25 protein-coding genes and 1 pseudogene are annotated in these 24507 nt (G+C 63.8%); 23 read left to right on the top strand and 3 right to left on the bottom strand.

All coding sequences use genetic code 11. The features are described 5' to 3' along the window. Positions 1-14 precede the first annotated feature (14 nt). The gene (locus ACR65W_RS17260) at positions 15-1226 is read right to left on the bottom strand and encodes an NADP-dependent isocitrate dehydrogenase (RefSeq protein ID WP_434500739.1); all 1212 of its coding nucleotides are present in this window, start codon (positions 1224-1226) and stop codon (positions 15-17) included. Between the two features lie 147 nt (positions 1227-1373). Here ACR65W_RS17260 and ACR65W_RS17255 point away from each other — a divergent pair, with 147 nt between their 5' ends. After that, positions 1374-2204, top strand: coding sequence for an RNA methyltransferase (locus ACR65W_RS17255; RefSeq protein WP_434500738.1), 831 nt, complete (start codon positions 1374-1376; stop codon positions 2202-2204). A gap of 27 nt (positions 2205-2231) precedes the next feature. On the opposite strand, the gene ACR65W_RS17250 is transcribed toward ACR65W_RS17255, so the two are convergent. After that, the gene (locus ACR65W_RS17250; RefSeq protein WP_434500737.1) at positions 2232-2624 is read right to left on the bottom strand and encodes a nuclear transport factor 2 family protein; all 393 of its coding nucleotides are present in this window, start codon (positions 2622-2624) and stop codon (positions 2232-2234) included. Positions 2625-2689: 65 nt separating this feature from the next. Between ACR65W_RS17250 and ACR65W_RS17245 the strand changes: the two are divergent. The 21 genes and pseudogenes from ACR65W_RS17245 to ACR65W_RS17145 form a co-directional block, all read left to right on the top strand. Then, a pseudogene (locus ACR65W_RS17245) lies at positions 2690-2902 on the top strand (hypothetical protein); the annotation flags it as partial. 115 nt (positions 2903-3017) lie between these two features. Further along, positions 3018-3575, top strand: a complete 558-nt coding sequence (locus ACR65W_RS17240; protein WP_434500736.1) for a NifU family protein — start codon at positions 3018-3020, stop codon at positions 3573-3575. A 60-nt stretch (positions 3576-3635) separates the two neighbouring features. Next, entirely contained in the window at positions 3636-4379 is a 744-nt protein-coding gene (gene tsaB / locus ACR65W_RS17235; protein ID WP_434500735.1) for a tRNA (adenosine(37)-N6)-threonylcarbamoyltransferase complex dimerization subunit type 1 TsaB, read from the top strand. Between the two features lie 9 nt (positions 4380-4388). Next, entirely contained in the window at positions 4389-4877 is a 489-nt protein-coding gene (locus ACR65W_RS17230; RefSeq protein ID WP_434500734.1) for a GNAT family N-acetyltransferase, read from the top strand. Between the two features lie 68 nt (positions 4878-4945). Next, positions 4946-5191, top strand: coding sequence for a type II toxin-antitoxin system Phd/YefM family antitoxin (locus ACR65W_RS17225; RefSeq protein ID WP_434500732.1), 246 nt, complete (start codon positions 4946-4948; stop codon positions 5189-5191). Further along, positions 5188-5574 (top strand): PIN domain-containing protein, encoded by a 387-nt coding sequence (locus ACR65W_RS17220; RefSeq protein WP_196400750.1) that lies wholly within the window; start codon positions 5188-5190, stop codon positions 5572-5574. Before ACR65W_RS17225 ends, ACR65W_RS17220 begins: the two co-directional genes overlap by 4 nt. A 101-nt stretch (positions 5575-5675) precedes the next feature. Further along, complete coding sequence (miaB, locus tag ACR65W_RS17215) at positions 5676-7097, top strand: tRNA (N6-isopentenyl adenosine(37)-C2)-methylthiotransferase MiaB (RefSeq protein WP_434500754.1); 1422 nt, start codon at positions 5676-5678, stop codon at positions 7095-7097. Then, positions 7094-8137, top strand: coding sequence for a PhoH family protein (locus ACR65W_RS17210; protein ID WP_175093082.1), 1044 nt, complete (start codon positions 7094-7096; stop codon positions 8135-8137). Before miaB ends, ACR65W_RS17210 begins: the two co-directional genes overlap by 4 nt. Before the next feature lie 2 nt (positions 8138-8139). Beyond that, on the top strand, positions 8140-8631 hold the full coding sequence (gene ybeY, locus ACR65W_RS17205; protein ID WP_434500731.1) for an rRNA maturation RNase YbeY: 492 nt from the start codon (positions 8140-8142) through the stop codon (positions 8629-8631). Between the two features lie 9 nt (positions 8632-8640). Next, positions 8641-9588, top strand: coding sequence for a hemolysin family protein (locus ACR65W_RS17200; protein WP_434500730.1), 948 nt, complete (start codon positions 8641-8643; stop codon positions 9586-9588). 81 nt (positions 9589-9669) lie between these two features. After that, positions 9670-11313, top strand: coding sequence for an apolipoprotein N-acyltransferase (gene lnt, locus ACR65W_RS17195; protein ID WP_434500729.1), 1644 nt, complete (start codon positions 9670-9672; stop codon positions 11311-11313). 280 nt (positions 11314-11593) lie between these two features. Next, complete coding sequence (locus tag ACR65W_RS17190; protein ID WP_434500728.1) at positions 11594-12013, top strand: helix-turn-helix domain-containing protein; 420 nt, start codon at positions 11594-11596, stop codon at positions 12011-12013. 127 nt (positions 12014-12140) lie between these two features. Continuing rightward, positions 12141-13331 (top strand): methionine adenosyltransferase, encoded by a 1191-nt coding sequence (gene metK, locus ACR65W_RS17185; RefSeq protein WP_434502886.1) that lies wholly within the window; start codon positions 12141-12143, stop codon positions 13329-13331. Positions 13332-13474: 143 nt separating this feature from the next. Then, the gene (gene trmB, locus ACR65W_RS17180; protein WP_434497938.1) at positions 13475-14158 is read left to right on the top strand and encodes a tRNA (guanosine(46)-N7)-methyltransferase TrmB; all 684 of its coding nucleotides are present in this window, start codon (positions 13475-13477) and stop codon (positions 14156-14158) included. A 65-nt stretch (positions 14159-14223) separates the two neighbouring features. Continuing rightward, the gene (locus ACR65W_RS17175; RefSeq protein ID WP_434497937.1) at positions 14224-15117 is read left to right on the top strand and encodes a tetratricopeptide repeat protein; all 894 of its coding nucleotides are present in this window, start codon (positions 14224-14226) and stop codon (positions 15115-15117) included. 16 nt (positions 15118-15133) lie between these two features. Further along, positions 15134-15802, top strand: coding sequence for an LON peptidase substrate-binding domain-containing protein (locus ACR65W_RS17170; RefSeq protein ID WP_434497936.1), 669 nt, complete (start codon positions 15134-15136; stop codon positions 15800-15802). A gap of 15 nt (positions 15803-15817) precedes the next feature. Beyond that, positions 15818-16042 carry a Trm112 family protein gene (locus ACR65W_RS17165; RefSeq protein WP_434497935.1) on the top strand — a complete coding sequence of 75 codons (225 nt, stop codon included), beginning with the start codon at positions 15818-15820 and terminating at the stop codon, positions 16040-16042. Between the two features lie 14 nt (positions 16043-16056). Then, positions 16057-16932, top strand: coding sequence for an acyl-CoA thioesterase (locus ACR65W_RS17160; protein WP_434497934.1), 876 nt, complete (start codon positions 16057-16059; stop codon positions 16930-16932). 353 nt (positions 16933-17285) lie between these two features. Beyond that, positions 17286-17624: a P-II family nitrogen regulator gene (locus ACR65W_RS17155; RefSeq protein WP_014890399.1), complete on the top strand. Its 339-nt coding sequence runs from the start codon at positions 17286-17288 to the stop codon at positions 17622-17624. Positions 17625-17656: 32 nt separating this feature from the next. Beyond that, on the top strand, positions 17657-19132 hold the full coding sequence (locus tag ACR65W_RS17150) for an ammonium transporter (RefSeq protein ID WP_434497933.1): 1476 nt from the start codon (positions 17657-17659) through the stop codon (positions 19130-19132). 351 nt (positions 19133-19483) lie between these two features. Next, on the top strand, positions 19484-20974 hold the full coding sequence (locus ACR65W_RS17145) for a bifunctional metallophosphatase/5'-nucleotidase (RefSeq protein ID WP_434497932.1): 1491 nt from the start codon (positions 19484-19486) through the stop codon (positions 20972-20974). Here the strand turns inward: ACR65W_RS17145 and ACR65W_RS17140 are convergent, their stop codons facing one another. Beyond that, the gene (locus ACR65W_RS17140; RefSeq protein WP_434497931.1) at positions 20975-22423 is read right to left on the bottom strand and encodes an NAD-dependent succinate-semialdehyde dehydrogenase; all 1449 of its coding nucleotides are present in this window, start codon (positions 22421-22423) and stop codon (positions 20975-20977) included. A 150-nt stretch (positions 22424-22573) separates the two neighbouring features. Between ACR65W_RS17140 and ACR65W_RS17135 the strand changes: the two genes are divergently transcribed. Next, on the top strand, positions 22574-24484 hold the full coding sequence (locus ACR65W_RS17135; RefSeq protein ID WP_434497930.1) for an extracellular solute-binding protein: 1911 nt from the start codon (positions 22574-22576) through the stop codon (positions 24482-24484). Positions 24485-24507: the final 23 nt, after the last annotated feature.

Raw genomic sequence — 24507 nt, 5'->3', positions numbered from 1 at the left:
TCCCCGCGCCGCCCTCACTCCATGGCTCTGCGCAGATTTTCGTCGATCTTGTCCAGGAAGCCTGTCGTCGACAGCCATTTCTGATTGCAGCCGACAAGCAGGGCCAGATCCTTGGTCATGAAGCCCGACTCGACGGTCGCGACGCACACTTCCTCGAGGGTGCGGGCGAAGCGGATCAGCTCGTCGTTCCCATCGAGCTTGCCGCGATGCCCGAGCGCGCGCGTCCAGGCGAAAATCGAGGCGATCGAGTTGGTCGAGGTCTCATGCCCCTTCTGGTGCTCGCGATAATGGCGCGTGACCGTGCCGTGGGCGGCTTCGGCCTCGACGGTCTTGCCGTCGGGCGTCATGAGCACGCTCGTCATCAGACCGAGCGAACCGAAGCCCTGCGCCACCGTGTCGGACTGGACGTCGCCGTCGTAATTCTTGCACGCCCAGATGTAGCCCCCCGACCATTTGAGCGCCGAGGCGACCATGTCGTCGATCAGACGATGCTCGTAGGTGAGGCCGAGCGCCTGGAATTTCGATTTGAACTCGGCGTCGTAAATCTCCTGGAACAAATCTTTGAAACGGCCGTCATAGGCTTTCAGGATCGTGTTTTTGGTCGACAGATACACCGGATATCTGCGTGTGAGCCCGTAGTTGAACGTGGCGCGCGCGAATTCGCCGATTGACTCGTCAAGATTGTACATCGCCAGCGCGACGCCGGAGCCGGGGAAGTTGAAGACTTCCTTCTCGATGACGTCGCCGTCGACGCCTTCGAATTTGATCGTCAGACGACCCTTGCCCGGCACTTGGAAGTCAGTGGCCTTATACTGATCGCCGAATGCATGGCGCCCGATGATGATCGGCTGCGTCCATCCTGGGACCAATCGCGGCACATTTCTGCAGATGATCGGCTCGCGAAAGATGACGCCGCCCAAGATGTTGCGGATGGTGCCGTTCGGCGATTTCCACATCTCCTTGAGATGGAATTCCTTCACCCGCGCTTCATCGGGCGTGATCGTCGCGCATTTCACGCCGACGCCATGCTTTTTGATGGCGTAGGCCGCGTCGATCGTCACCTGATCATTGGTGGCGTCGCGATTTTGAATCGAGAGATCGTAATAAAGGAGATCGACGTCGAGATAGGGCCGAATGAACTTTTCTTTGATGGCGGCCCAGATGATGCGGGTCATTTCGTCGCCGTCAAGTTCGACGACAGGGCTTGCAACCTTGATCTTCCGCATGCGCCGGCTCCTCCTGTGCCGCGCGCCTTATAGCGTCGGCTAGAAGTTTTGGGTAGCAATTGGGAGGCCTTTCTCTAAGCGCCGAAGCGCCCTTCCCCCCGCGCGCTTTCCGCCCTAATTTGCCGCCGCTCGGGGCGAGGAGGAGAATTGGTCGGGGCCGGAACGGATCGCAGCAAGACGGCCCTTTGCGGGGGGCCGGCGATTGTGCTCGTGCGTCCGCAGCTCGCCGTCAACATCGGCATGTGCGCACGCGCCATGGCCAACTTCGGCCTCTCCGATTTGCGCCTCGTCTCGCCGCGCGAAGGCTGGCCGCGCACCGGCGCCTATCGCAAGGGCGCCTATGCGGCGGCGGCCGGCGCCGTGCATCTCCTCGAAAGCGCGAAACTCTACGAGAGCGTCCGCGATGCGATCGAGGATCTGTCCTTCGTCTACGCCGCGACGGCGCGCGGACGCGGCCAGATGAAGCCGGTGCTGACGCCGGCCCAGGCCATGCCGGGCACGGCGGCGCGCGTGACGGCGGGCGAGAAACATGGCGTGCTGTTTGGCCCCGAGCGCACCGGCCTCGACAATGACGACGTCGCGCTCGCCGACGCCATCCTCACCTTTCCGGTCAATCCCGCCTACGCCTCGCTCAATCTCGCGCAGGCGGTGCTGCTCACCGGCTATGAATGGTTCCGCGCCGCGCATGGCGACGCCATTCCCTTTGAGATCGAAGAACGCTCGCCCCCGGCGACGCGCGAAATGACGCTGGCCTTTTTCGATTTCCTCGAAGGCGAACTCGACAAGCGCGGCTTCTTCCGTCCGCTGACGAAAAAGCCCGTCATGTCGCGCAACCTGCGCAATATGTTCCACCGCATGGGCCTCACCCAGCAGGACGTGCGCACGCTGTGGGGCATGGTCGTGCGGCTCGTGGAGGGCCCGCGCCGGGAGCCGAAGAAGACGAGCCGGAAGAAGCAGGCGGAAGGCGCGGACTCCTGAGCCGCGTCCCCTGTGACGACGACCGCCCTAGTGAAGCGACCGCTTGCCTTCCCGCCGCGTGGGCGGCGGGGCGAGCGGGCTCGCCTGATGGTGCACGAGCCGCCAGCGCTCCCCGCTCCAACGAAACCAGTTGGTCGCGAGCAGCAACCCGCCGCCGACCTCCTCAATGCAAAAGACCCGGCCGTCGGCGCCCTCGATGAGCGTCTGTGGATCTCGCGTCGTGACCGCTTCCTGCGCCGGATTACGAAAAATATCGCGGTAGGAGGCCAGCACCGGCATGCGCCCGACGAGCGCCGGCCAGCCAGGGTGAACGCAGGAACAGCCCTCCTCCGCCCACAGATCGTTCAAAGCGCCAAGGTCACGTGCGGCGAAGGCCCGATAATAAGCAGCGTTGGCGTCGAGTAGCGAGGATTCATCCATCGGGTGACACGGCGAGATTCGATTGGGCATGGCAAATGCAAGACGGGGCCCAGAGAGATTGAACGATGGATGCGCTGACATGGTTCGGGCTTTTCGCCGTGAGCGCGATGCTGCTGGCCTATACTCTGGAAGAACGCAGCCATTGGTTCGTGCTGTGTTTCGCCGCCGCCTGCGCTTTGGGGTCAGTCTATGGATTTCTTCAAGGCGCTTGGCCCTTCGGCCTGGTCGAGGCGGTGTGGGCGGGGGTCGCGCTCAAGCGGTGGCGGTCGCGCCGAAGAGTCTCGCAAGACTGCGGCGAAGCGCTTAAATGTAATGTCGACGATGTCACAGAAGGCCCAATTTGTGATATCGCGCACTTCGCGCCGGCCTTGAACCGGACGCAGGAGACTCCCGATGTTCATCCAGACTGAAGCTACCCCCAATCCCGCGACGCTCAAGTTTTTGCCCGGCCAGGACGTTCTTGGCCAGGGCGCGATGGAATTCCGCTCGCGCGACGACGCCGCCCACGCGCCGCTCGCCGAGGCGCTGCTCTCCATCGACGGCGTCGAGGCGGTGATGTATGGCGCGGATTTCGTCTCGGTGACGAAGAACGGCGCCGAATGGCCGCATCTGAAGCCCGCCATTCTTGGCACGATCATGGAGCATTTCGCCTCCGGCGCGCCGCTCCTGACCGAAGGCGCGGCGCCGGCGCAGTCCAGCGGCGAGTTCTATGACTCGGCCGACGCGGAGACGGTCGCCACGATCAAGGAGCTGATCGAGACGCGCGTGCGCCCGGCGGTCGCCGGCGACGGCGGCGACATTGTCTTTCGCGGCTTCAAGGATGGCGTCGTCTACCTTGCGATGAAGGGCGCCTGCTCCGGATGCCCCTCGTCCACCGCGACGTTGCGGCACGGCATCGAGAACCTGCTCAAGCATTTCCTGCCGCAAGTGAAGGCGGTCGAGCCCGCGTAGGGGCGGCGTCTCCGGAGGCGACGTTGATCGCGCCTCGAAAAGCGTCATAATCAACGAATCATGCGAATCCTTGCGATTGACACCGCTCTGCCAGCCGTCTCGGCCTGCGTGCTGGACCATGACGCGGCGGCGCCGATCGCCGCCGAATCTGTGGACATGGAGCGCGGCCACGCCGAGGCGCTGCTGCCGCTGATCCGGCGAATCATGAGCAAAGTCGAGGGGGGCTTCGCCTCGCTCGACCGCGTCGCCGTGACGGTCGGCCCCGGCTCCTTCACCGGCATTCGTATCGGCCTCGCCGCCGGTCAGGCGATCGCGCTCGCCTGCAAAGCCGAGATCGTCGGCGTCTCGACGCTGGCCGCGCTTGCGGCGCCGCTGATTATCGATCCTTTCGACGGCGTCGTCGCGGCGGCGATCGACGCGCGCCACGACAAAGTCTACATCGCCGCCTTTGGCCCGGGCGGCCGCCCGCTGCTTACCGCGCGCCGCATGAACGCCCCTGAAGCGCTACGCGCGCTCGGGACCGGCCCGCTGCTTCTGACCGGCTCCGGCGCGCCGCTCCTTGCGAAGGAGGCGCGCGCCCGCGGCATTCCGGTCCGAATCGTGAGCGAGCGGCCTGCGCCCGAAATCGCCCTCGTGGCGCGTCTGGGCCTTGCCGCGCAGCCTGACACCGCGCCCGCGCGGCCGCTTTATCTTAAAGAGCCCGACGTCACCATGCCGGCCGCGCGCCCCGACGCCCAAAAGGACGCCGCGGGCTTGGGCGATGCGGCCGCCCGAGCCCGGGCCGCCGCCACGGCCCAAGCGTGAGCTAGCGCCATGACGCTGCTTTCGTCTTTCTTCGCCAAGCCGACTTTCGTCATCGAACCCATCGGGGCGGAGCGCGCCGATGACTGCGAACGTCTGCACGGGGCGTCCTTCGCATTTGGCTGGTCGAAAATCGACTTCGAGAATTATCTGACCGACGCCCATATCATCGCCGATGGCGCGGTCGCGGAGGGCCGCAAGGGTGAGCTTGGGGGCTTCATCCTCTCGCGGCTGACGCCGCCCGACGCCGAAGTCCTCACTTTCGCCGTGAACCCCGCGAGACGCGGCGCGGGACTGGGCCGGCGCATTCTCGAAAAACATCTCGAAAATCTCGAGCGCGGCGGCGCCCGGCTCGTCTTTCTGGAGGTGGCCGACGACAATGAGGCCGCGCTGAAGCTCTACGCACGCGAGGGCTTCAAAGAGATCGGCCGGCGGGAGAATTACTATCAGCGCGCCGACGGCGAACGGCGCGCGGCGATCGCTCTGCGGCTGGAGATCTGAGCGCGCGCGGCTTGCAGGACGCCTCTCGGTAAACTAGACTAACTTGGTTTAGTCCAGCCGAGACGCTCATGCGCATCGTCAACATTCACGAAGCCAAGACCCAGCTCTCCAAACTGGTCGATCTTGCCTCTAAGGGAAAGCCTTTCATCATTGCGAAGGCCGGAAAACCTTTGGTGAAGGTCACGCCGCTCGAGGCGGCAGCTCAGTCCAAGATCCAGCGGCTCGGCTTCATGGCCGGACAGGGAGTTATCCCAGAAGATTTCGACCGTATGGGCGAGATCGAGATCGGACGGCTATTCGAAGGCGACGCGTGAGACTGCTGCTTGATACCCAGATCATCCTATGGGCCGCAGTGTCGCCTGATCGCCTCTCAAAAAAGGCTCAAGCGGTCCTGCTCGAAGAGGCAAATGAACTCGTCTACAGCGTCGCAAGCCTGTGGGAAGTCGCCATCAAACGCAGCCTCAATCGGGCCGACTTTCAAGTCGACCCGCGTGCGCTGCGTCAGGGTCTCCTGAACAATGGATACGACGAGTTGCCCGTGCTCGGTCAACACGCGCTCGCGACGGATGCGCTGCCGTTGATTCATCGGGATCCGTTCGATCGACTGCTTATTGCTCAGGCGGTCGTCGAAGGCGTCACGCTGCTCACGGCGGATGCGCTGCTCCTGCGCTATGGCGGGCCGGTTCAGAAAATATGAGTGCAAGGCGCCTCTTGCGGCGCTAAGGGGCAAAAAAAGTCGTATACTGCGTCTGCTCGGATGGCGCGCCGAGTCGCCCGGGCGAACGATGGAGCCGAAAAATAGTCACAGACGTCAAAGAACTGATTGAGGCGCGATCCAACCCTCAGCGGTCCGAAGCTGCACGACTCTCCAAAGTTCTGGTCAAGTCATACGGCTGCCAGATGAACGTCTATGACGCGACGCGCATGGCTGACCTGCTCAGCCGCGAGGGCTACGCCGAGACCAAGAGCGAAGAAGACGCCGATCTCGTCATCCTCAACACATGCCATATTCGCGAAAAGGCTGCGGAAAAAATCTATTCTGAACTCGGCAAGCTTGCGATCGCCAAACGCGCGCTGAACGCGCAAGGCCGCGACATGAAAATCGTCGTCGCCGGCTGCGTCGCCCAGGCTGAGGGCGAAGAGGTGCTCAAGCGCCAGCGCGCCGTCGATGTCGTCGTCGGTCCGCAGAGCTATCACCGGCTGCCGGAGCTTCTGCGCCGGGCCAGGGAAGGCGCCCGCCTCGCCGATACGGATTTCGCCGTCGAGGACAAATTTCGTACCCTGCCCGCCCCGAACCGCGCGCAGATTCGCGCGCGCGGCGTTTCGGCATTCGTCACCGTGCAGGAAGGCTGCGACAAGTTCTGCTCGTTCTGCGTCGTGCCCTATACGCGCGGCGCCGAAGCGTCGCGTCCCGTCGCCGAGATCATCGCCGAGACCCTGCGGCTCGTCGACGCCGGCGTGCGCGAGATCACGCTCATCGGCCAAAACGTCAATGCCTATCGCGGTCCGGATGGAGACGGCGGGGAGGCAAGCCTTGCGCAGCTTCTCGACCGGCTGGCGCGGATCGAAGGGTTGGCGCGGCTACGCTACACCACAAGTCATCCGGTCGACATGGCGCAGGAGTTGATTGACGCGCATCGCGCGATTCCAAAGCTCATGCCCTATGTGCATCTGCCGGTTCAATCGGGCTCGGACCGCATTCTGAAAGCCATGAACCGCAAGCACGGCGCAGACGCGTATCTCTCGATCGTCGAGAGCCTGCGAAAGGCCCGCTCGGACATCGCCATGTCGTCGGACTTCATCGTTGGCTTCCCCGGCGAAAGCGACGCGGATTTCGAGGCGACGATGACGCTCGCCCGTACTGTGGGCTTCGCTTCAAGCTTTTCGTTCAAATATTCGCCTCGGCCCGGCACGCCCGCCGCCGACCGGGACGATCAAATCGACGAGACGGTGAAAAGCGAACGCCTCGCCGCGCTACAGGCTCTGCTTGACGAACAGCGGCACGCCTTCAACGCGGCGACCGTCGGCCGAGAGTTCGACGTGCTCTTTGAAAAGGCCGGTCGGCACGCGGGGCAAATTGGGGGCAAGAGTCCCTATATGCAGGCTGTGCATGTTGAAGGCCCGATGGAGCTTATCGGCCGCGAAGCCAGAGTGAAGATCATCGCGGCGGGCTCGAATTCCTTGGGCGGACGGCTCATGAGCGAGGAGGCGAAGGCTTGACGACGATCGACGACCCGTTGCTCGCCGCACGGGGACCGGAGCCTGTTGACCCGGAAGCGGAAATCACGCTCGCCTTTGAAAACAACCGTCACGCCTCGCTCGTTTTCGGCCTCTACGACCAGAATCTCGCCAAGATCGAACGACGCTTGCGGGTCGCCTCCTTCGCCAATGGCAATCACGTCACGCTCAAAGGCAAGTCCGAGGCCTGCGAACATGCGCGACGCGTGCTGGAGGCCCTTTATGAGCGCGTTGCGCTGGGTCAGACGATCACGCTGGGCGACGTCGACGGCGCCATAGAAGAATCAGCGCGCCAACGCAGCCTGTTTCCGGATTCGGAGCCGTCACGCGGCGCTTTCGAGCAGATCCTGACCCGCAAACGCGGGTCGGTGCGCGCGCGCAACGCGGCGCAGGACCAGTATTTGCGCGCGCTCAAGCGCTACGAGCTGGTCTTCGCGGAGGGACCTGCGGGCACCGGCAAGACCTGGCTCGCGGTCGGACACGCCGTGCAGCTGATGGAGCAAGGCGCGGTCGAACGGCTCATTTTGTCGCGTCCCGCCGTCGAAGCTGGCGAGCGTCTCGGCTTTTTGCCCGGCGACATGCGCGATAAGGTCGATCCTTATCTCCGCCCGATCTACGACGCGCTGCATGATTTCATGGATGCGCGGATGGTCGAGCGTGGCATGCAGACCGGACTCATCGAAGTCGCGCCGCTCGCGTTCATGCGCGGCCGCACGCTGACGCGGAGCTGCATCCTGCTCGACGAGGCGCAGAACGCCAGCTCGATGCAGATGAAGATGTTTCTCACCCGGCTCGGCGAAGGCTCGCGGATGATCGTCACCGGCGATCCGTCGCAGACCGATCTGCCTCCCGGGCAGAAATCCGGCCTCTCGGAAGCCGTAAGCCTGCTCGCCAATCTCGACGTCGTCGGTCGCGTGAGATTTTCGGAAGGCGACGTGGTGCGTCACGATCTTGTGCGGCAAATCGTTGGAGCCTATGAGCGCGCCGCGCGCGCCAACAAGCAGACGCGCGGGGAACCCTGACTTTGGAGATCGACGTGAATGTCGCGGCGCCTGCATGGCGGCGCGTCGGGGATCTGGAAAATTTGACGAAAGAATGCGTTCGTCAGAGTCTCGCCATAAGCGGGGCTGCGCTCGCTCCCGAATGTGAAATCAGCGTCACATTTTGCAACGACGCGGCGATTCAGCAGCTCAACGCCGAGTGGCGCGGCAAGGATCAACCCACGAATGTCCTGTCTTTTCCGACGCCTGGCGCGCTCGAGCGCAAGCCTCTCCTTGGCGACGTGATCGTCGCCTTCGAAACCGTCGCCAAAGAGGCGGAGCAACAGGGCAAGCTTTTGCGCGCCCACACGGCGCATATGGTCGCACATGGATTTCTGCATCTGATCGGATATGATCACGAGACCGCCGCCGAGGCCGAGCGGATGGAAGCGCTGGAGCGTAAGATCGCGACGGCGCTTGGATTTCCCGACCCCTATGCGGATGATGCAGACGGGCCGGCCGGCGGAGCGAATTGAACAAAGCGCATGTCGACGCGATACGATAACGCCGACGATCCCCTTCCATTAAGACGCACTGGCGATGGACCGCGCCTGAGCCTCGTCGACAGGCTGCGCGGGCTGCTCGGTCTTGCGCCGGCCTCGGTGCGCGAGGACATCGAAGACAGGCTTGAAGAGTCGGCGTGCGACGTGACCCCGCATGAGCGGGCGCTCTTGAAGAACGTCCTCGGTCTGCACGACATGCGCGTCGACGACGCGATGATCCCCCGCGCCGACATCGTCGCCATCTCGCTGGATGCGCCGTTGCGCGAAGCCTTGGAGCTGTTTCGCACCGCCGCCCATTCGCGCCTGCCGGTTTACGCCGATACGCTCGACGATCCGCGCGGGATGATCCATATCCGCGATTTCGTCAATCATATCGCCTGCTGCGCCGATCGGCGCGAAGACTCCGACGCGACGACCGTCGAACCGAGAAAGATCGATTTCGACACGCCGCTGTCGCAGGCGAATTTGCTCAAGCCGGTGCTCTTCGTGCCGCGCTCCATGCCGGCGCTCGATCTTTTGATCCGTATGCAGGCGACGCGCACGCATCTAGCGCTCGTCATCGACGAATATGGCGGCACCGACGGCCTCGTCACCATCGAGGACATCATGGAAATGATCGTCGGCGACATCGAGGACGAACATGACGTCATCGACGAGTCCGGCTTCGTCGAGCTTGAGAACGGCGATTTCATCATCGACGGGCGCGCCGATCTTGATGAAGTGACGGCGCGGCTCGGCGTCGACTTCCGACTTGAAGATACGCCCGCCGAGGTGACGACGCTCGGCGGTATGGTCGCGTGGCTCGCCGGCCGCGTCCCGATGCGCGGCGAGATCATCGCGACGCCGGTCGACTCCCACGAGTTTGAGATCGTCGACGCCGATCCGCGGCGCGTCGGCAAGCTGCGCGTGCGGTCGCGCCGGCCGGCGTGAGACATCCTTCGCACGCGCACAAAATTGTCTGCTAAATCCGCTGTAAAGTCGGTCTGCCGATTCGCGGCGGTTCGAGGATCGATGGCGCAGATAGCCGAAATCGCCAGCGCGCGCGCGTCGGCGCCGACTCTTTTGCAGCGCATTGTCCTTGCCCGCGGCTGGACGCGCCGCGCGATCGCCTTCTGCGCCGGCGCGGCCGGCGCGCTGGCGCTGGCGCCTTTTGATTTCATCCCGGCCATGTTCGTCCCGCTCACCCTCGCCGTCTGGCTCATCGACGGCGCGGCGGACGGCGAAGATGCGCCGCGCTTTGCCCTTGCGCCGATCGTCTCGGCGGCCGGCGCCGGCTGGTGGCTGGGCTTCGGCTATTTCGTCGCGGGCCTCTGGTGGATGGGCGCCGCGATGCTCGTCGAAGCCGACCAATTCGCCTGGGCGCTGCCGCTCGCCGTGCTCGGTTTGCCGGCGGTTCTCGCGATTTTTCCGGCCGCGGGTTTCGCGCTCGCGCGCCTCTTGTGGTCGCCCGGCGGCGCCCGCGTCTTCGCGCTGGCCGCGGGACTGGGCGCCGCGGAGTGGCTGCGCGGGCATCTGTTCACCGGCTTTCCCTGGAATGATTTCGGCATGGCGCTCACAAGCGCCGGGCCGATGGCGCAAACGGCCTCTCTCGTCGGCCTGCACGGGCTCGACATTATCGCGATCGTGATTTTCGCCGCGCCCGCGACGCTCATCGATCGCGCGCCCCGCGGCGCGCGCCGCATTGGCGGGACGATGCTCGCCGCGGCGGCGCTCGCCATGCTGATGTTCGCCTATGGCGTGTTTCGGCTGGGCGCCAACGAAACGGAATATGTCGACGGCGTTGCGTTGCGACTGATGCAGCCCAATCTCTCTCAGGATGCGAAATTTCGTCCCGAGAACGGCGCGAAAATCTTGCGTCACTATCTCGACCTCTCGGAACGCGCGACAAACGCGCGGCCGTCCGGCCTCGCCGAGGTCACCCATCTCATCTGGCCGGAATCGGCGTTTCCCTATGTCATTTCACGCCACCCGGAAGCGCTGGCGGCGATCGCCCGCGCGCTCAAGGGCGGCGTTCTTCTGACCGGCGCGGCGCGGGCCGAACGCGATGACGACGGAGGGCGGAGCAGAATCTTCAATTCGATCGAGGCGCTAAAGGGAGAGTCGATCGTCGCCTTTTACGACAAGGTGCATCTCGTCCCCTTCGGAGAATATCTGCCGCTGGAGGATTTGCTGCGGCCGCTTGGAATCAATCACCTCGTTCCGGGGATATGGGACCGCGGCGCGGGGCCACGCCTTCTCGCGGCGCCCGGTCTGCCGCCAATTGCGCCGCTCATCTGCTACGAAGCGATTTTCCCGGGCGAAACGATCCCGCGCGGGGCCGCCGATCGCCCCCTTCTGTTCCTCAACGTCACCAATGACGGATGGTTCGGCCGCACGACCGGCCCCTATCAGCATCTGGCCCAGGCCCGCCTGCGCGCGATCGAAGAAGGGCTGCCAATGATCCGCGTCGCCAATACCGGCGTTTCGGCGATCATCGATGCCTATGGGCGCATCCTCCAGTCGCTGCCGCTCGGCGAAGAAGGCCTCATTGACGGACGTCTGCCGAGGGAGGCGGCGCCCACCGTCTTCGCCACCTATGGCGCGCTGGCGTTCCCAGCGCTCCTCGCCGCAGCGACGGCCTTGGCCTTGCTCGGCGTCGCGCGGCGCTGGCCATAAAGTCGCTCTGCTTCGTCGGGCGTTCGATGATTCGCCCGCGGCGAAAAGACGCCGCTTGCATGGGGGCGACGCTGGCCTCGGCGCCTGGACCTTGCACTTTTCACGGTTCTACGGGCCACGCAGCTATCGGAGCAGGCCGGGAAATGTAGACTGTCCTTGCCGGGAAGATCGCCGCCCGACCGCGCTTAGCTGAAATCTTCTTGAAATTCATGCACCTACCTGCGATGTAGCTTGCGCGCCCGACGACAATTCGGCTACAACTGAGCAGGAGGCGGTAAAGTTGAAGAAGGCGCCAGATCCGATCGATCGTCACGTCGGCAGCCGCGTTCGCATGCAGCGCATTCTCATGAAAATGAGTCAGGAGAAGCTTGGAGAAGCGCTCGGAATCACTTTTCAGCAAGTGCAGAAATACGAGAAAGGCGCCAATCGTATCGGCGCGAGCCGCCTGCAACAGATTTCGAAGACGCTGAACGTGCCGCCGTCCTTTTTCTTCGAAGGCGCGCCAGCGAGCGGCGCGCCAGCGCCGACCGGCGGATTCGCAGAGGAGTCCTCGTCGCAATATGTCGTCGATTTTTTATCGACGACGGAAGGCCTGCATCTCAATCGCGCCTTCGCCCGCATCCGCGATCCCAAGGTGCGAAAGCGCGTGCTCGATCTGGTGACGACGCTCGCAGAGCAGTCGGAGCCGGCGCGGGAATAAGAGAATGTCGTTCTCCAAAACGAACGATTTGGCCTTTTCGGCTTGACGCACCGAACGCGCGCTGGCAGATGACTCCCCCTGCTCCGCAGTTGTTCAACTCTTCCTCAAAGCCATCGGAGATTTGGAAGTGACCCGGAAAAATTATCTTTTCACGAGCGAGTCCGTTTCCGAAGGCCATCCGGACAAGGTTTGCGACCGTATTTCAGATGAAATCGTTGACGAGTTTTTCCGTGAAGGTTCCAAGGCGGGCATCGACCCCTACGCCATTCGCGTGGCCGCGGAGACTCTCGCGACCACAAACCGCGTGGTCATCGCCGGAGAAGTGCGCGGGCCGCATATTCCCTTCGATCGCATCATCGAGATCACGCGCGGCGCGATTCGCGCCATCGGCTATGAGCAGCGTGGGTTCCATTGGAACACCGCCAATGTGGAAGTGCTGCTGCACGAGCAGTCCGTCGATATCGCACAGGGCGTGGACGCCGCCGGCAACAAGGACGAAGGCGCGGGCGACCAGGGCATCATGTTCGGCTACGCGGTGCGCGAAACGCCCGAACTGATGCCGGCGCCGATCTATTATTCGCATAAGATTCTGGAGCTGCTCGCCCAGGCCCGCCATAGCGGCAAGGAAAAAGGCCTCGGTCCCGACGCCAAGAGCCAGGTCACGGTGCGCTACGCCGACGGCAAGCCTGTCGAGGCGACGCAGATCGTGCTGTCGCATCAGCACGTCGACGAGACCCTGTCGCCGGCCGACATTCGCAGCCTCGCCGAGCCTTATATCCGCGACGCGCTGCCCGACGGCTGGATCACCAACACGACCGTCTGGCACGTCAATCCGACTGGTAAATTTTACATTGGCGGGCCCGACGGCGACGCCGGCCTCACCGGCCGCAAGATCATCGTCGACACCTATGGCGGCGCCGCGCCGCACGGCGGCGGCGCCTTCTCCGGCAAGGATCCGACCAAGGTCGATCGTTCGGCCGCTTACGCCGCCCGCTATCTCGCCAAGAACGTCGTCGCGGCGGGGCTCGCCGACCGCTGCACGCTGCAACTGTCCTACGCGATCGGCGTCGCCGAGCCGCTCTCGATCTATGTCGATCTGCATGGCACCGGCCATGTGTGCGAGGAGAAGGTGGAAGAGCTGCTGCCTCAGCTCATTCGCCTCTCGCCGCGGGGGATTCGCGAGCATCTTCAGCTGAACCGACCGATCTATGCGCGCACCTCCGCCTACGGCCACTTCGGCCGGACGCCTGACGCGGACGGCGGCTTCTCCTGGGAGAAGACCGATCTCGTCGACCAGCTCAAGTCGCATTTCGCCTAAGTTCGGCCGGTTCGAGCGGCTCGGAAGGCGAACGCCGCAGCGGGAAATTTCCGTCACGACATGGCTCTGTTTGTGGCGCGGGCGTGCAAGCCAGCGCCACAAAATTGGGCGACGTTTCTAGTGATCGCGGCCATTTAGCGCTTATGAGCGAGACCTCTCAGCAACGCGGCGCTCACGCCCGTCTCTATGGCCGCTCGAAAGGCAAGGCGCTCCGAAAGCGTCAGGCGGCGCTGATCGATGAGCTCTTGCCGCGTCTGTCGCTCGACCTTGCGCAGCCGCCGGAGTCTACGGCCCGCGAAAGGCGCCTCGAGATCGGCTTTGGCGGCGGCGAGCATCTGATTGCGGCGGCGAGCGACAGCCCGCAGGTTGAATTCATCGGCTGCGAGCCCTTCCTCAACGGCGTGGCGAAGCTCCTCGCCCGGATCGACGAGCGTGGACTGACGAATATCCGCCTGCATCAGGGCGACGCCGCAGATGTGCTCGACTGGCTGCCGGAGGACAGCCTGTCGCGCGTATATCTTTTCTATCCTGACCCCTGGCCCAAACGACGCCATCACAAGAGGCGTTTCGTGGCGCGTGAAAATCTCGACCGTCTGGCGCGGGCGATGCATGGGGGCGCGGAGCTGCGCTTTGCGACGGACATTGACGACTATGCCGCCTGGACCCTGGCGCGGCTGCGCGCGCACCCAGCCTTCCGCTGGCGCGCGCAGCGCGCCGAGGACTGGCGAACGCCTTGGTCAGGCTGGACCCGAACCAAATATGAAGCCAAAGCCATGGCCGAAGGCCGCGATCCGGTCTATCTGACCTTCGTCCGGGCGCTGCGCTAAGCCGCCTCCAAGCTGCAAAGCCTCAAAAATCACACGGCAGACGATGACGACAGGGGGAGAATCGCATGGTTGAGACGGCGGGAATGGCTAACGCGCCGACGACGCCGGTCGAAACGACCACGGATCGTTTCCGCGCCGACGTCCTCGACGCTTCGATGCGGCAGATCGTGCTCGTCGATTTTTGGGCGCCATGGTGTGGCCCCTGTCGCCAGCTCGCGCCCGTCATCGAGCGTCTGGTGGCCGCCTCGGGCGGCAAGATCGCGCTCGTCAAAATGAATATCGACGCCGATCCGCTGATCGCCGATCAGCTTGGCGTCAAGTCAATTCCGGCCGTCGTGGCGTTTCAGCGCGCACGACCGATCGATGGTTTCGTCGGCGCGCTGCCCGAAAGTCAAATCAAGGGCTTTCTGGAGCGGCTGATCGGCCCGATCGAGGACGAGGGCGATGCGCTCGAAGCGGCGCAGGCGATGATCGCGGACGGCGATCTCGCCGGCGCGGAGTCGCTGCTGAGCGAACTCGCCGGCGGCGAACCGCCCAACGCCAGGGCCGCCGCCACCTTGCTGCGTCTTTACATCGACTCGGGACGCTTCGATGAGGCCGGGGCGCTCTTTGAGGCCCTTCCTGACGCCATTCGCCGCGACAGCGGCGTCGCGGCGGCTGGGGCGACGCTACAGATCGCCCAGCAGGCCCAAGATCTCGGCGAGATCGAGGAACTGAGAAATCGCGTCAATTTCGATCCCAACGACCTGCAGGCCTATTTCGATCTCGCGCTCGCGCTCAACGCCAAAGGACTGCGCGAGGAAGCGACGGATGCGCTGCTTGAAATCATCCGCCGCGACCGTAGTTGGAATGACGATGGCGCAAGAAGGCAGCTCATCCAGTTTTTTGAGGCGTGGGGACCGATGGACAAGGCGGCCGTGAACGCACGGCGGCGACTGTCCACGCTGCTCTACTCCTAGGGAGGCGTTCGCCGATATGAGCCTGAACCGTCCCTACGCCGACATCGACGAATTGCCGAAGGTTCTGCCGCTTTTCCCGCTTTCAGGCGCCATATTGCTGCCGCGCGGCGAACTGCCGCTCAATGTTTTTGAGCCGCGCTATCTCGCGATGGTCGACGACGCGATCGCCAGCACGCGGCTGATCGGCATGATCCAGCCGCTGCCGGGCGACGAGACGGTCGCCGAAGCGACGCAGCTCTATGATGTCGGCTGCGCCGGACGGATCACGCGCCTGGCCGAGACCGGAGACGGCCGCTATCTCATTACCCTCACCGGCGTCGCGCGGTTTCGCGTTCTCGAGGAGCTTAGGGTTCGGACGCAGTACCGGCAGTGTCAGGTCGGATATGATGAATTCTTGGAGGATTTGACGACGGGCGCCGGCGCCGACGCGGTCGACCGCGAAAGCATGGTGTCAATGTTGCGCAACTTCGCCGAATGTTCGAAACTTGAAGTCGACTGGGCGAGCATAGACGCGGCGCCGACGGAGACGCTCGTCAATGCGCTCGCGATGATGTGTCCGTTCGGCGCCAACGACAAACAGGCGCTGATCGAAGCCATCGATCTGAAAACCCGCGCGGAAACGCTTATCGCGCTCGCGAAGCTCGATCTCGCGCAACGAACCGGCGACCGGCCGCAGTGGCATTAAGGGAAATTGACGACCATGACTGACGAACGCGATTCCGGCGCCGAGAGATTTGAATCCGCTGTGGAGCCGACGCGGATTGATCCGCGCCTGCTCGAAATCCTCGTCTGCCCGCTGACGAAGACGACGCTCGAATATGACAGCGCGCGCCAGGAGCTCATCTCGCGCTCGGCGCGGCTTGCCTATCCGATCCGCGACGGCATTCCGATCATGCTACCCGAAGAGGCGCGCCAGATCGACTGACCGGCTCGTCCGCTATGGACGAAACCGCGCCATCCAAGCTTCTGGCGCTTCTCGATCTCGAGGAGGTCGGACCAGACCTCTTCCGCGGCCATAGCCCGGCCTCGTCCGGCCGTCAGGTCTATGGCGGTCAGGCCGTGGCTCAGGCGCTCGTCGCCGCGACGCGGACGACCCCTGCGGACCGCCCCGTTCATTCGCTGCACGGCTATTTCGTCCTCGCCGGCGATCCGTCGATCCCCATCGACTTCGCCGTTGAACGCGTGCGCGACGGCAAGAGCTTCACGACGCGGCGCTGTAACGCCACGCAGCGCGGACACACGATTTTTTCAATGGAGGCGTCGTTCCAGCGGCGCGAAGAAGGTCTTACGCACGCCGCCCACATGCCGGACGCCCCGGACCCGGAGAGTCTCGACGACGTGCACGCGCTCGTCGAGCGTTTTCGCGCCTTCCTTCCGGAACAGGCCGAGAGCTGGCTGCAGCGGCGAAGCGCGCTCGACATGCGCGTCGTCGCGCCCGACGACGTATTTTTTCCCGAACGTCGCGCGGCCGGCCAGATGATCTGGTTTCGCGTGCGCGGCGCGGCGCCAGACGACCCCGCCATTCACACGGCGCTGCTCGCCTATCTTTCCGATATGACGCTGCTCAATACGGCGCTGCTGGTTCACGGCCTTACGATCTTCGATCCGAAGATCCAGGTCGCGAGCCTCGACCATGCACTATGGATACACGGGCCGATGCGAGTCGACGAATGGCTGCTCTATGCGCAGCAAAGCCCGTGGGCCGGCGGCGCGCGCGCCTTGACGCGCGGCCAGATCTTCACCCGCGAGGGACGCCTCGTCGCCTCGGTGAGCCAGGAAGGCCTGGTGCGCCAGCGCGACTCGACGCGATCCTGAGCAGCTGCCTACACTGTAGGCAGCTAAAGGAAGACTGCGTAATATCTAGGCATATAGCCGGGCGGCGGCGCCCTCAGCGAGAGCGCGCGGGCGCACCAGGGCCGCCACTGACTCGAGCGCATAGCCTAGGCCCGCAAAGGCGATAGCCAACCCGCTGCTAGCTGCGGCATAGCCTGTGTCACGGCAGATACGCTTCCGGTCAGTAGATTTCAGTCGTCAGCGCGGCTGGCACGGCATTTGAAAGCGGCAAGTCGCCGACGCGGCGGCGTCCTCCCGCGAATTGCAATCAAGAGACGCCGCCGTCACGCGAGCGAACGCTCGCCAACGAGGTCGATAACCAACAGGATTGGCAGATGAAAATCGTGACAGCGATCATCAAGCCGTTCAAGCTCGATGAGGTCCGCGACGCGCTGACCAACATCGGCGTGCACGGCCTTACCGTGACTGAGGTCAAGGGCTACGGACGTCAGAAGGGACATACGGAAATTTATCGCGGTGCCGAGTATGCGATCAGTTTCTTGCCAAAGCTAAAAATCGAAGTCGCTGTCGACGCCGCCCTCGTCGAACAGGTGATCCAGGCAATCTCCAACACCGCGCGCACCGGACAGATCGGCGACGGAAAGATTTTCGTCACGCCGCTCGAGCGCGCCATCCGCATCCGCACCGGCGAAACCGACGCCGACGCGCTTTGATCGCCTCCCCGCAACATCAGGAGCTCTCACACATGAAACTTCCTTCGCCTCGAAGCGCTTCTGTCGCTTCGGTCATCGCGGGAGCGGCGATTTCGGCATCCTTGGCGTTTCCGGCCTTCGCCGCCAACGACCCGACCCCCAATCCCGGCGACACCGCCTGGATGCTGACGTCGTCGCTCTTGGTGCTGATGATGTCGATTCCGGGCCTTGCGCTGTTCTACGGCGGCTTGGTGCGCGCCAAGAACATGCTGTCGATCCTGTCGCAAACTTTCGCGATCGTCGCGCTCGTCGGCGTGATCTACACGGTTTATGGCTATTCGCTCGCCTTCGGCGACGGCGGTTCGCTCAGCAACTATATCGGCGGCTTCGACAAGCTGTTTCTCAAGGGCGTGACGGCCGCTTCCAATGTGGCGACCTTCACTCCCGGCACCGTCATTCCGGAATATGCCTATTTCGTCTTCCAGATGACCTTCGCGATGATCACCCCGGCGCTGATCATCGGCGCCTTCGCCGAGCGCATGAAATTTTCGGCCGTTCTGCTGTTCGTCGCCTTTTGGGTGACGGTCATCTACTTCCCCATCGCGCATTGGGTGTGGGGCGTCGCCGATCCGAACGCGCTCGTCGACGCGGCGACCCAACTCGCCGCAGCCGGCGACGAGGCGGCGAAAGCGGCCGCCCAGACGAAGATCGATGAGATCAACGACGCCGTGGGCTGGCTCGCTGGCAAGGGCGCGCTGGACTTCGCGGGCGGCACCGTGGTGCATATCAACGCCGGAATCGCGGGCCTCGTGGGCGCGATCATCGTCGGCAAGCGCATCGGCTACGGCAAAGAGGCTTTGCCGCCGCATTCGCTGACCCTGTCGATGGTCGGCGCCTCATTACTGTGGGTCGGCTGGTTCGGCTTCAACGCCGGCTCGAATCTCGAGGCGAACGGCGCGACCGCGCTCGCATTCGTCAACACCATGGTGGCGACGGCGGCTGCGGCGCTCTCCTGGATGATCGTCGAGTGGCTGGTGAAGGGCAAACCGTCGATGCTCGGCCTCATCACCGGCGCGGTCGCCGGCCTCGTCGCCGTGACGCCCGCGTCGGGTTATGCTGGTCCGGTCGGCGCCATTGTCCTTGGCCTCGCCGTTTCGCCGATCTGCCTCTTCTTCGTTGACTTCGTGAAGAAGATGGCGGGCTACGACGACGCGCTCGATGTCTTCGGCGTGCACTGCATCGGGGGCATCACCGGCGCCTTGGCGACCGGAATTCTGGTCAGTCCCGATCTCGGCGGCGTCGGCATCACCGACTACACCAATCTGGAATCCTTCGCCGGAACTTATGACATGGTCGCGCAGATGAAGGCCCAGGGAATCGCCGTCATCGCGACGCTTCTGTGGTCCGGCATCGGTTCGGCGATCCTCTTCAAGCTCGTCGACATCATCATCGGTCTGCGGCCGACGCCCGATCAAGAGCGCGAAGGCCTCGACATCAGCGATCACGGCGAGCGCGCTTACAACTACTAAGTCTAGTCTCCTGGCACGATGCGAAACGGCGCCCACGGGCGCCGTTTCATTTTGTAAGTTGGCGAAGCGCAAACCTACTCGAGAAAGAGCGCGCTTCCCTTCTCCCATAGGGAGAAGGTGGCCCGGCGAAGCCGGGTCGGATGAGGGGTAGAACCTTTCGATACATGTGTTCGCAGGCGACCACGCGATCCGGCGACTCAAGAAGGCGCCAAAGTTTCAAACCCCTCTCCCGGTCGCCTCCGGCGACCACCCTCCCACAGGGAGAGGGTTTGCGCGCGTGTTGCCCTTGTCATTGCGCCGATGCAACATGCGCCCATCAGTCGATAGGGGCCAGGACGGATGTTTTTTGAAATGCGGCGCGCGGGTCTGGCGTTTCTTGTTCTCCTCGCGGCTTTCGCCTTTCCCGCGCGCGCGGCCGAGCGCGTCGTCAATCTCACCTTCGTCGTCTTCAGCGACATCTACGAAATGGCTGAGAGAGACGGACGCGGCGGGTTCGCCCGGATCGCCGGCGGGCTGAAAGCCGAGCGCGCCAAAAGGAAGAACGTCATCGTCGCGCACGCCGGCGACACGCTGTCCCCTTCGCTCACCTCGAGCGTCGACAAGGGCGCGCATATCATGGACCTTCTCAACCGCATCGGCCTTGACGTCTTCACGCCCGGCAATCACGAGTTCGATTTCGGCGAAGCGGTTTTTCGCCAGCGCATGGGCGAAGCGAAGTTCCCTCTGCTCGCCGCGAATCTGCGGGACGCCTCCGGCCGCTCCGCGCCGGGCTTCGCCGACAGCAAGATCATCGACGTCGACGGGGTGAAGGTCGGAATCTTCGGTCTGACCGACGACGAGGCGGCGAGACGGTCCAGTCCCGGTAGCCTGAAACTTCTGCCCGCGATCGAGACCGCGAAACGCCAGGCCAAGGCGCTTCGCGACGCCGGCGCCGATCTGGTCGTCGTCGTCACGCATTCCGAATGGCAGGACGATCTGCGCCTCGCGAAACTCGGGCCGATCGACATCGTTCTGTCCGGGCATGACCACAATCTTCTGGTCGCCTATGACGGCCGCGCCGCCATCGGCGAGACCCAGGCGGACGGCGTCAATCTCGTCGCGATCGATGTTGAGATTCGGATCGCCGACGATGGCGTAAAGCGCTGGACGCCCAGGTTCCGCATCATCGACACGGCCGACGTGACGCCAGACGCCGCGATTGCAGAACGCGTCGCGCAATATGAAGCCGAGGTCGACAAGGCGCTCGACGTCGACATCGGGCGCACAAAGACGCCGCTCGACAGCCGAAAGGCGAGCGTGCGCAGTGAAGAGACCGCGATCGGCGACTTTTTCGCCGACGCGATGCGCGCCGCCGCCGGCGCCGACGTTGCAATCATCAACGGCGGCGGCATTCGCGGCAACCGCAGCTACGCTCCCGGGACAACGCTGACGCGCAAGGACATCGCCAAGGAGCTGCCGTTCAACAATCAGCTTGTGACTCTGGAGCTTTCAGGCGCCGATCTGCGCGCCGCGCTGGAAAACGCCGTCTGGCTGATCGGCAAGGACGCCGGCCGCTTCGCTCAGATCTCCGGCGCCCGCATCGTCGTGCGGCGCAACGCGGTTCCTGGCTCGCGGCTCGTTTCAATCGAGGTCGGCGGCAAGCCGCTCGACGACACGAAGCTCTACAAGGTCGCGACGATCGACTTCCTGGCGCGCGGCAAGGACGGCTATGCCGCGCTTGCGCGGGGGAAACCGCTGGTCAGCGACCTCGAGGGTCCGCTGCTGACGAACGTCATCATCGGCGCCATCGAAAAAGCCGGTGCGATTGCGCCCGTCGTCGACGGCCGCATCAGGATCGAATGATCAAAATCCACCGAGGCAGACATATTTGATCTCGATGTAATCGTCGACGCCGTAGCGCGATCCTTCGCGTCCAAGGCCCGAATGTTTCACACCGCCAAATGGCGCCGCTTCGGTCGAGATCAGCGTCTCGTTGACGCCCACCATGCCGAATTCCAACTGCTCGGCGACGCGGATGACGCGGGCGACGTCGCGACTGTAGAAGTAGGCGGCGAGACCGTAAGGCGTGGCGTTGGCGAGACGCACCGCTTCAGCCTCGCTTTCAAAGGAAATCAGCGGCGCGACGGGACCGAAGGTCTCTTCGTTGAAGATGAGCGCGTCGGCCGGCACATTGGCGAGCACCGTGGGTTGAAAGAAAGAGCCGCCGAGCGCGTGGCGGGCGCCCCCGGTGAGAACCTTTGCGCCGCGGGAGACGGCGTCGGCGACGTGACGCTCGACCTTTTCGACCGCTGCTTCTTCAATCAGCGGACCGATGGCGACGCCCTCCTCCGTCCCTTCGCCGACTTTCAGCGCGGCGGCCGCCGCCGCGAGTTTTTCGGCGAAGGCGTCGATGATCGACACATGCACGAGGATGCGGTTCGCCGAAACGCAGGTCTGACCGCTGTTGCGGTATTTGGTGGCGACGGCGCCCTCGACGGCGCGCTCGAGATCGGCGTCTTCAAAGATGATCAGTGGCGCGTTGCCGCCAAGCTCCATCGAGCATTTCTGGATGTTCTCGGCCGCTTGCCGCAGGAGAACTCTGCCCACTTCGGTCGAACCGGTGAAGGTCAGCTTGCGCACGAGGGGATTTTGCGTGAATTCGAGCCCGACCGGCGCGGGGTCTTTCGCCGTGACCACATTGATCACGCCGGAAGGCACGCCGGCGCGTTCGGCAAGCTCCGCCAGCGCCAGCGCGGAGAAGGGCGTCAGCTCGGCAGGCTTCACCGCCATGGCGCAGCCGGCGCCAAGCGCCGCGCCAACCTTGCGCGCGAACATGGCGGAGGGGAAGTTCCACGGCGTAATCGCCGCGGTGACGCCAATCGCCTGTTTGAAGACGAGCAGGCGACGATCGGTCGGACCCGGTATCACGTCGCCATAGATGCGCCGGCCCTCCTCCGCGAACCACTCGATGAAGCTGGCGGCGTAGGCGATTTCTCCGCGCGCCTCGCCGAGCGGCTTGCCCATTTCCGCGGTGATGATGCGCGTCAGCCGCTCCTGATCGGCCATGATCAGCTCGAACCAGCGGCGCATGATATGCGCGCGCTCCTTGGCGGCGCGATCGCGCCAGCCCGGCAGCGCCCGCGCGCAAGACTCGATCGCCCGGCGTGTCTCGGCCACGCCCATGTCGGGAACTTGGCCGAGGACCGCGCCCGTCGCCGGATTGTTGACGGCGAAGGTTACGCCGCTGTCGGCGCCGACCCAAAGCCCGCCGATGAATGCTTGCTCGCGAAGGCCTAGGCTGACAGAGTTCATTTCGACTTCCCCCTGGGCGCGCGTCGCGCATTTTTGCTACAAAGGGCCAAAGCGGCGTGACGGTCCTTAACGGGCCGCTCGCGAACCCGCAAAAAAACCGACATAATCGCGGCTCATGGGCAAGCGCCCTTCCTCCGCCTGAGGTCACATTTGGCTCGTTCCACAATCGTCGATCTGACGCGCATTCGCCTGTCCCGTCGCTCTGTTATCGGCGCCGCCGCCGCCGCATTGGTCGCGCCGCGCGTTCTGGCCAAGCCCGGCGCGCCGACCGGCGCCCCCAACCGCTTCGGTCCTCTCGCCCAGGGCGAAGTCGAGAGCCACGGCCTTTCGACCTTCGGCGACCTTGGCGAGCCAGCCGACTTCAAATATTTCGGCTACGTGAATCCAAAAGCCCCCAAGGGAGGGACTTTGGCGCTGTCGCCGGCAAGCTCGACTTACGACAGTTTCAACGCCTATGTGCTGCGGGGCAATCCGGCGACGGGCATGACGCTCGTCTTCGACAGTCTGATGAATCAGAGCCTCGACGAGCGCGACGCCTACTATGGCCTCGTCGCCAAAAAGGTGCGCATCTCGCCTGACAAGCTCACTTACGCTTTTCTGTTGCGTAAAGAGGCGCGGTTCCACGACGGCTCGCCGCTCACGGCGCATGACGCGGCCTTTTCGCTCAACATTCTCAAGAGCAAGGGCCATCCTGTCATCAGCCAGATGCTGCGTGACCTCGAAAGCGCCGAAGCCGAGGCGGACGACGTTCTGGTGCTGCGCTTCGCGCCTGACCGCACGCGCGATCTGCCGCTCAGCGTCGTGGGTCAGCCGATCTTTTCGCGCGCCTATTACAAGGACCGCGACTTCGCAGCGACGACGATGGAGCCGCCGCTCGGCTCCGGGCCGTACAAGGTCGGCGCCTTCGAGCAGGGTCGTTACATCGCCTATCATCGGATGCCTGGCTATTGGGCGAAGGACCTGCCGATCGCAACAGGCCAGGCAAATTTCGACGTCGTGCGCTTCGAATATTTCGGCGACAGCCAGGTCGCCTTCGAAGCCTTCAAGGCCGGCGCATTCACCGAGCGAGAGGAAAACATCGCGCGCGTTTGGGCGACGGGCTATGATTTTCCGGCGTTCAAGGACGGGCGCGTCAAGCGAACGACGACGCCCAACAACAATATTCCGCAGATCCAGGGATGGTTCTTCAACACGCGCCGCAAGATTTTCAAGGATCCGCGGGTGCGCGAAGCGATCGGCTACGCCTTCGATTACGAATGGACAAGCCGCAACCTGATGTATGACGCCTATAAGCGCATCTCGTCCTATTTCGAGAACTCCGAGCTTGAAGCGAAAGGCTTGCCGAGCGAACAGGAAAAGGCGCTGCTGGAGCCCTATCGCGCTGATCTGCCAGCGGAAGTTTTTGGCGAGCCCTTCGTCGCGCCGGTTTCTGACGGCACGGGTCAGGATCGCGTCCTGCTCAAAAAGGCGAATGATCTGTTCGTTGCGGCCGGCTGCACGCGCAAGGATGGCGTTCTATGCTTGCCCGACGGAACGCCGCTGGAATTCGAGTTTCTCGACAATTCCAATGTCTTCGAGCGGCACACCCAGCCCTTCATCAAGAATTTGAAGCTTCTCGGAGTCAACGCCCACATCCGCGTCGTCGACGCCGCGCAGTACAAGCAGCGACTTGAAAACTTTGACTTCGACGTCGTTCATGACGTGCTGATGATGAGCTGGAACCCCGGAGAGGAGCTTCGCGCTTATTTCAGCTCGAAGACCGCCAATGTGCCCGGCTCGCGAAACCTGCCGGGCGTCTCCAATCCGGCGATCGATTCGCTCGTTGAAAAGGCGCTCCAGGCGCAAACGCGCGAAGAGCTCGTCACCTGCAGCCGTGCGCTCGACCGCGCTTTGCGCGCGGAACGCTATTGGGTTCCGCACTGGTATAATCCGGTGCATCGCTTCGCCTATTGGGATCTCTTCGGCCAGCCCGAGCGCCCGCCGAAGTTCGACACCGGCGTGCTGTGGACCTGGTGGTGGGACGAGGATAAGGCGCAAAAAATCAACTTCACGGGACGCTAAGAGGATTTCCCGGCGCAGTCCGT

The organism is Methylocystis sp., assembly GCF_051062815.1.
Taxonomy (GTDB): Bacteria; Pseudomonadota; Alphaproteobacteria; order Rhizobiales; family Beijerinckiaceae; genus Methylocystis.
Note: the sequence above shows the minus strand (reverse complement) of the source record. Positions and strands in the feature narration are given on the sequence as shown.

Bases quoted from the DNA above. Each gene is read 5' to 3' on its own strand.
- lnt (WP_434500729.1), top strand. From the start codon at position 9,670: ATGGCGCAGATAGCCGAAATCGCCAGCGCGCGCGCGTCGGCGCCGACT.
- trmB (WP_434497938.1), top strand. From the start codon at position 13,475: ATGAGCGAGACCTCTCAGCAACGCGGCGCTCACGCCCGTCTCTATGGC.
- ACR65W_RS17140 (WP_434497931.1), bottom strand. From the start codon at position 22,423: ATGAACTCTGTCAGCCTAGGCCTTCGCGAGCAAGCATTCATCGGCGGG.
- tsaB (WP_434500735.1), top strand. From the start codon at position 3,636: ATGCGAATCCTTGCGATTGACACCGCTCTGCCAGCCGTCTCGGCCTGC.
- ACR65W_RS17200 (WP_434500730.1), top strand. From the start codon at position 8,641: ATGTCGACGCGATACGATAACGCCGACGATCCCCTTCCATTAAGACGC.
- ACR65W_RS17165 (WP_434497935.1), top strand. From the start codon at position 15,818: ATGACTGACGAACGCGATTCCGGCGCCGAGAGATTTGAATCCGCTGTG.
- ACR65W_RS17155 (WP_014890399.1), top strand. From the start codon at position 17,286: ATGAAAATCGTGACAGCGATCATCAAGCCGTTCAAGCTCGATGAGGTC.
- ACR65W_RS17230 (WP_434500734.1), top strand. From the start codon at position 4,389: ATGACGCTGCTTTCGTCTTTCTTCGCCAAGCCGACTTTCGTCATCGAA.
- ACR65W_RS17260 (WP_434500739.1), bottom strand. From the start codon at position 1,226: ATGCGGAAGATCAAGGTTGCAAGCCCTGTCGTCGAACTTGACGGCGAC.
- ACR65W_RS17250 (WP_434500737.1), bottom strand. From the start codon at position 2,624: ATGGATGAATCCTCGCTACTCGACGCCAACGCTGCTTATTATCGGGCC.
- ACR65W_RS17240 (WP_434500736.1), top strand. From the start codon at position 3,018: ATGTTCATCCAGACTGAAGCTACCCCCAATCCCGCGACGCTCAAGTTT.
- ACR65W_RS17170 (WP_434497936.1), top strand. From the start codon at position 15,134: ATGAGCCTGAACCGTCCCTACGCCGACATCGACGAATTGCCGAAGGTT.
- ACR65W_RS17150 (WP_434497933.1), top strand. From the start codon at position 17,657: ATGAAACTTCCTTCGCCTCGAAGCGCTTCTGTCGCTTCGGTCATCGCG.
- ACR65W_RS17145 (WP_434497932.1), top strand. From the start codon at position 19,484: ATGCGGCGCGCGGGTCTGGCGTTTCTTGTTCTCCTCGCGGCTTTCGCC.
- ACR65W_RS17160 (WP_434497934.1), top strand. From the start codon at position 16,057: ATGGACGAAACCGCGCCATCCAAGCTTCTGGCGCTTCTCGATCTCGAG.
- ACR65W_RS17175 (WP_434497937.1), top strand. From the start codon at position 14,224: ATGGTTGAGACGGCGGGAATGGCTAACGCGCCGACGACGCCGGTCGAA.
- ACR65W_RS17225 (WP_434500732.1), top strand. From the start codon at position 4,946: ATGCGCATCGTCAACATTCACGAAGCCAAGACCCAGCTCTCCAAACTG.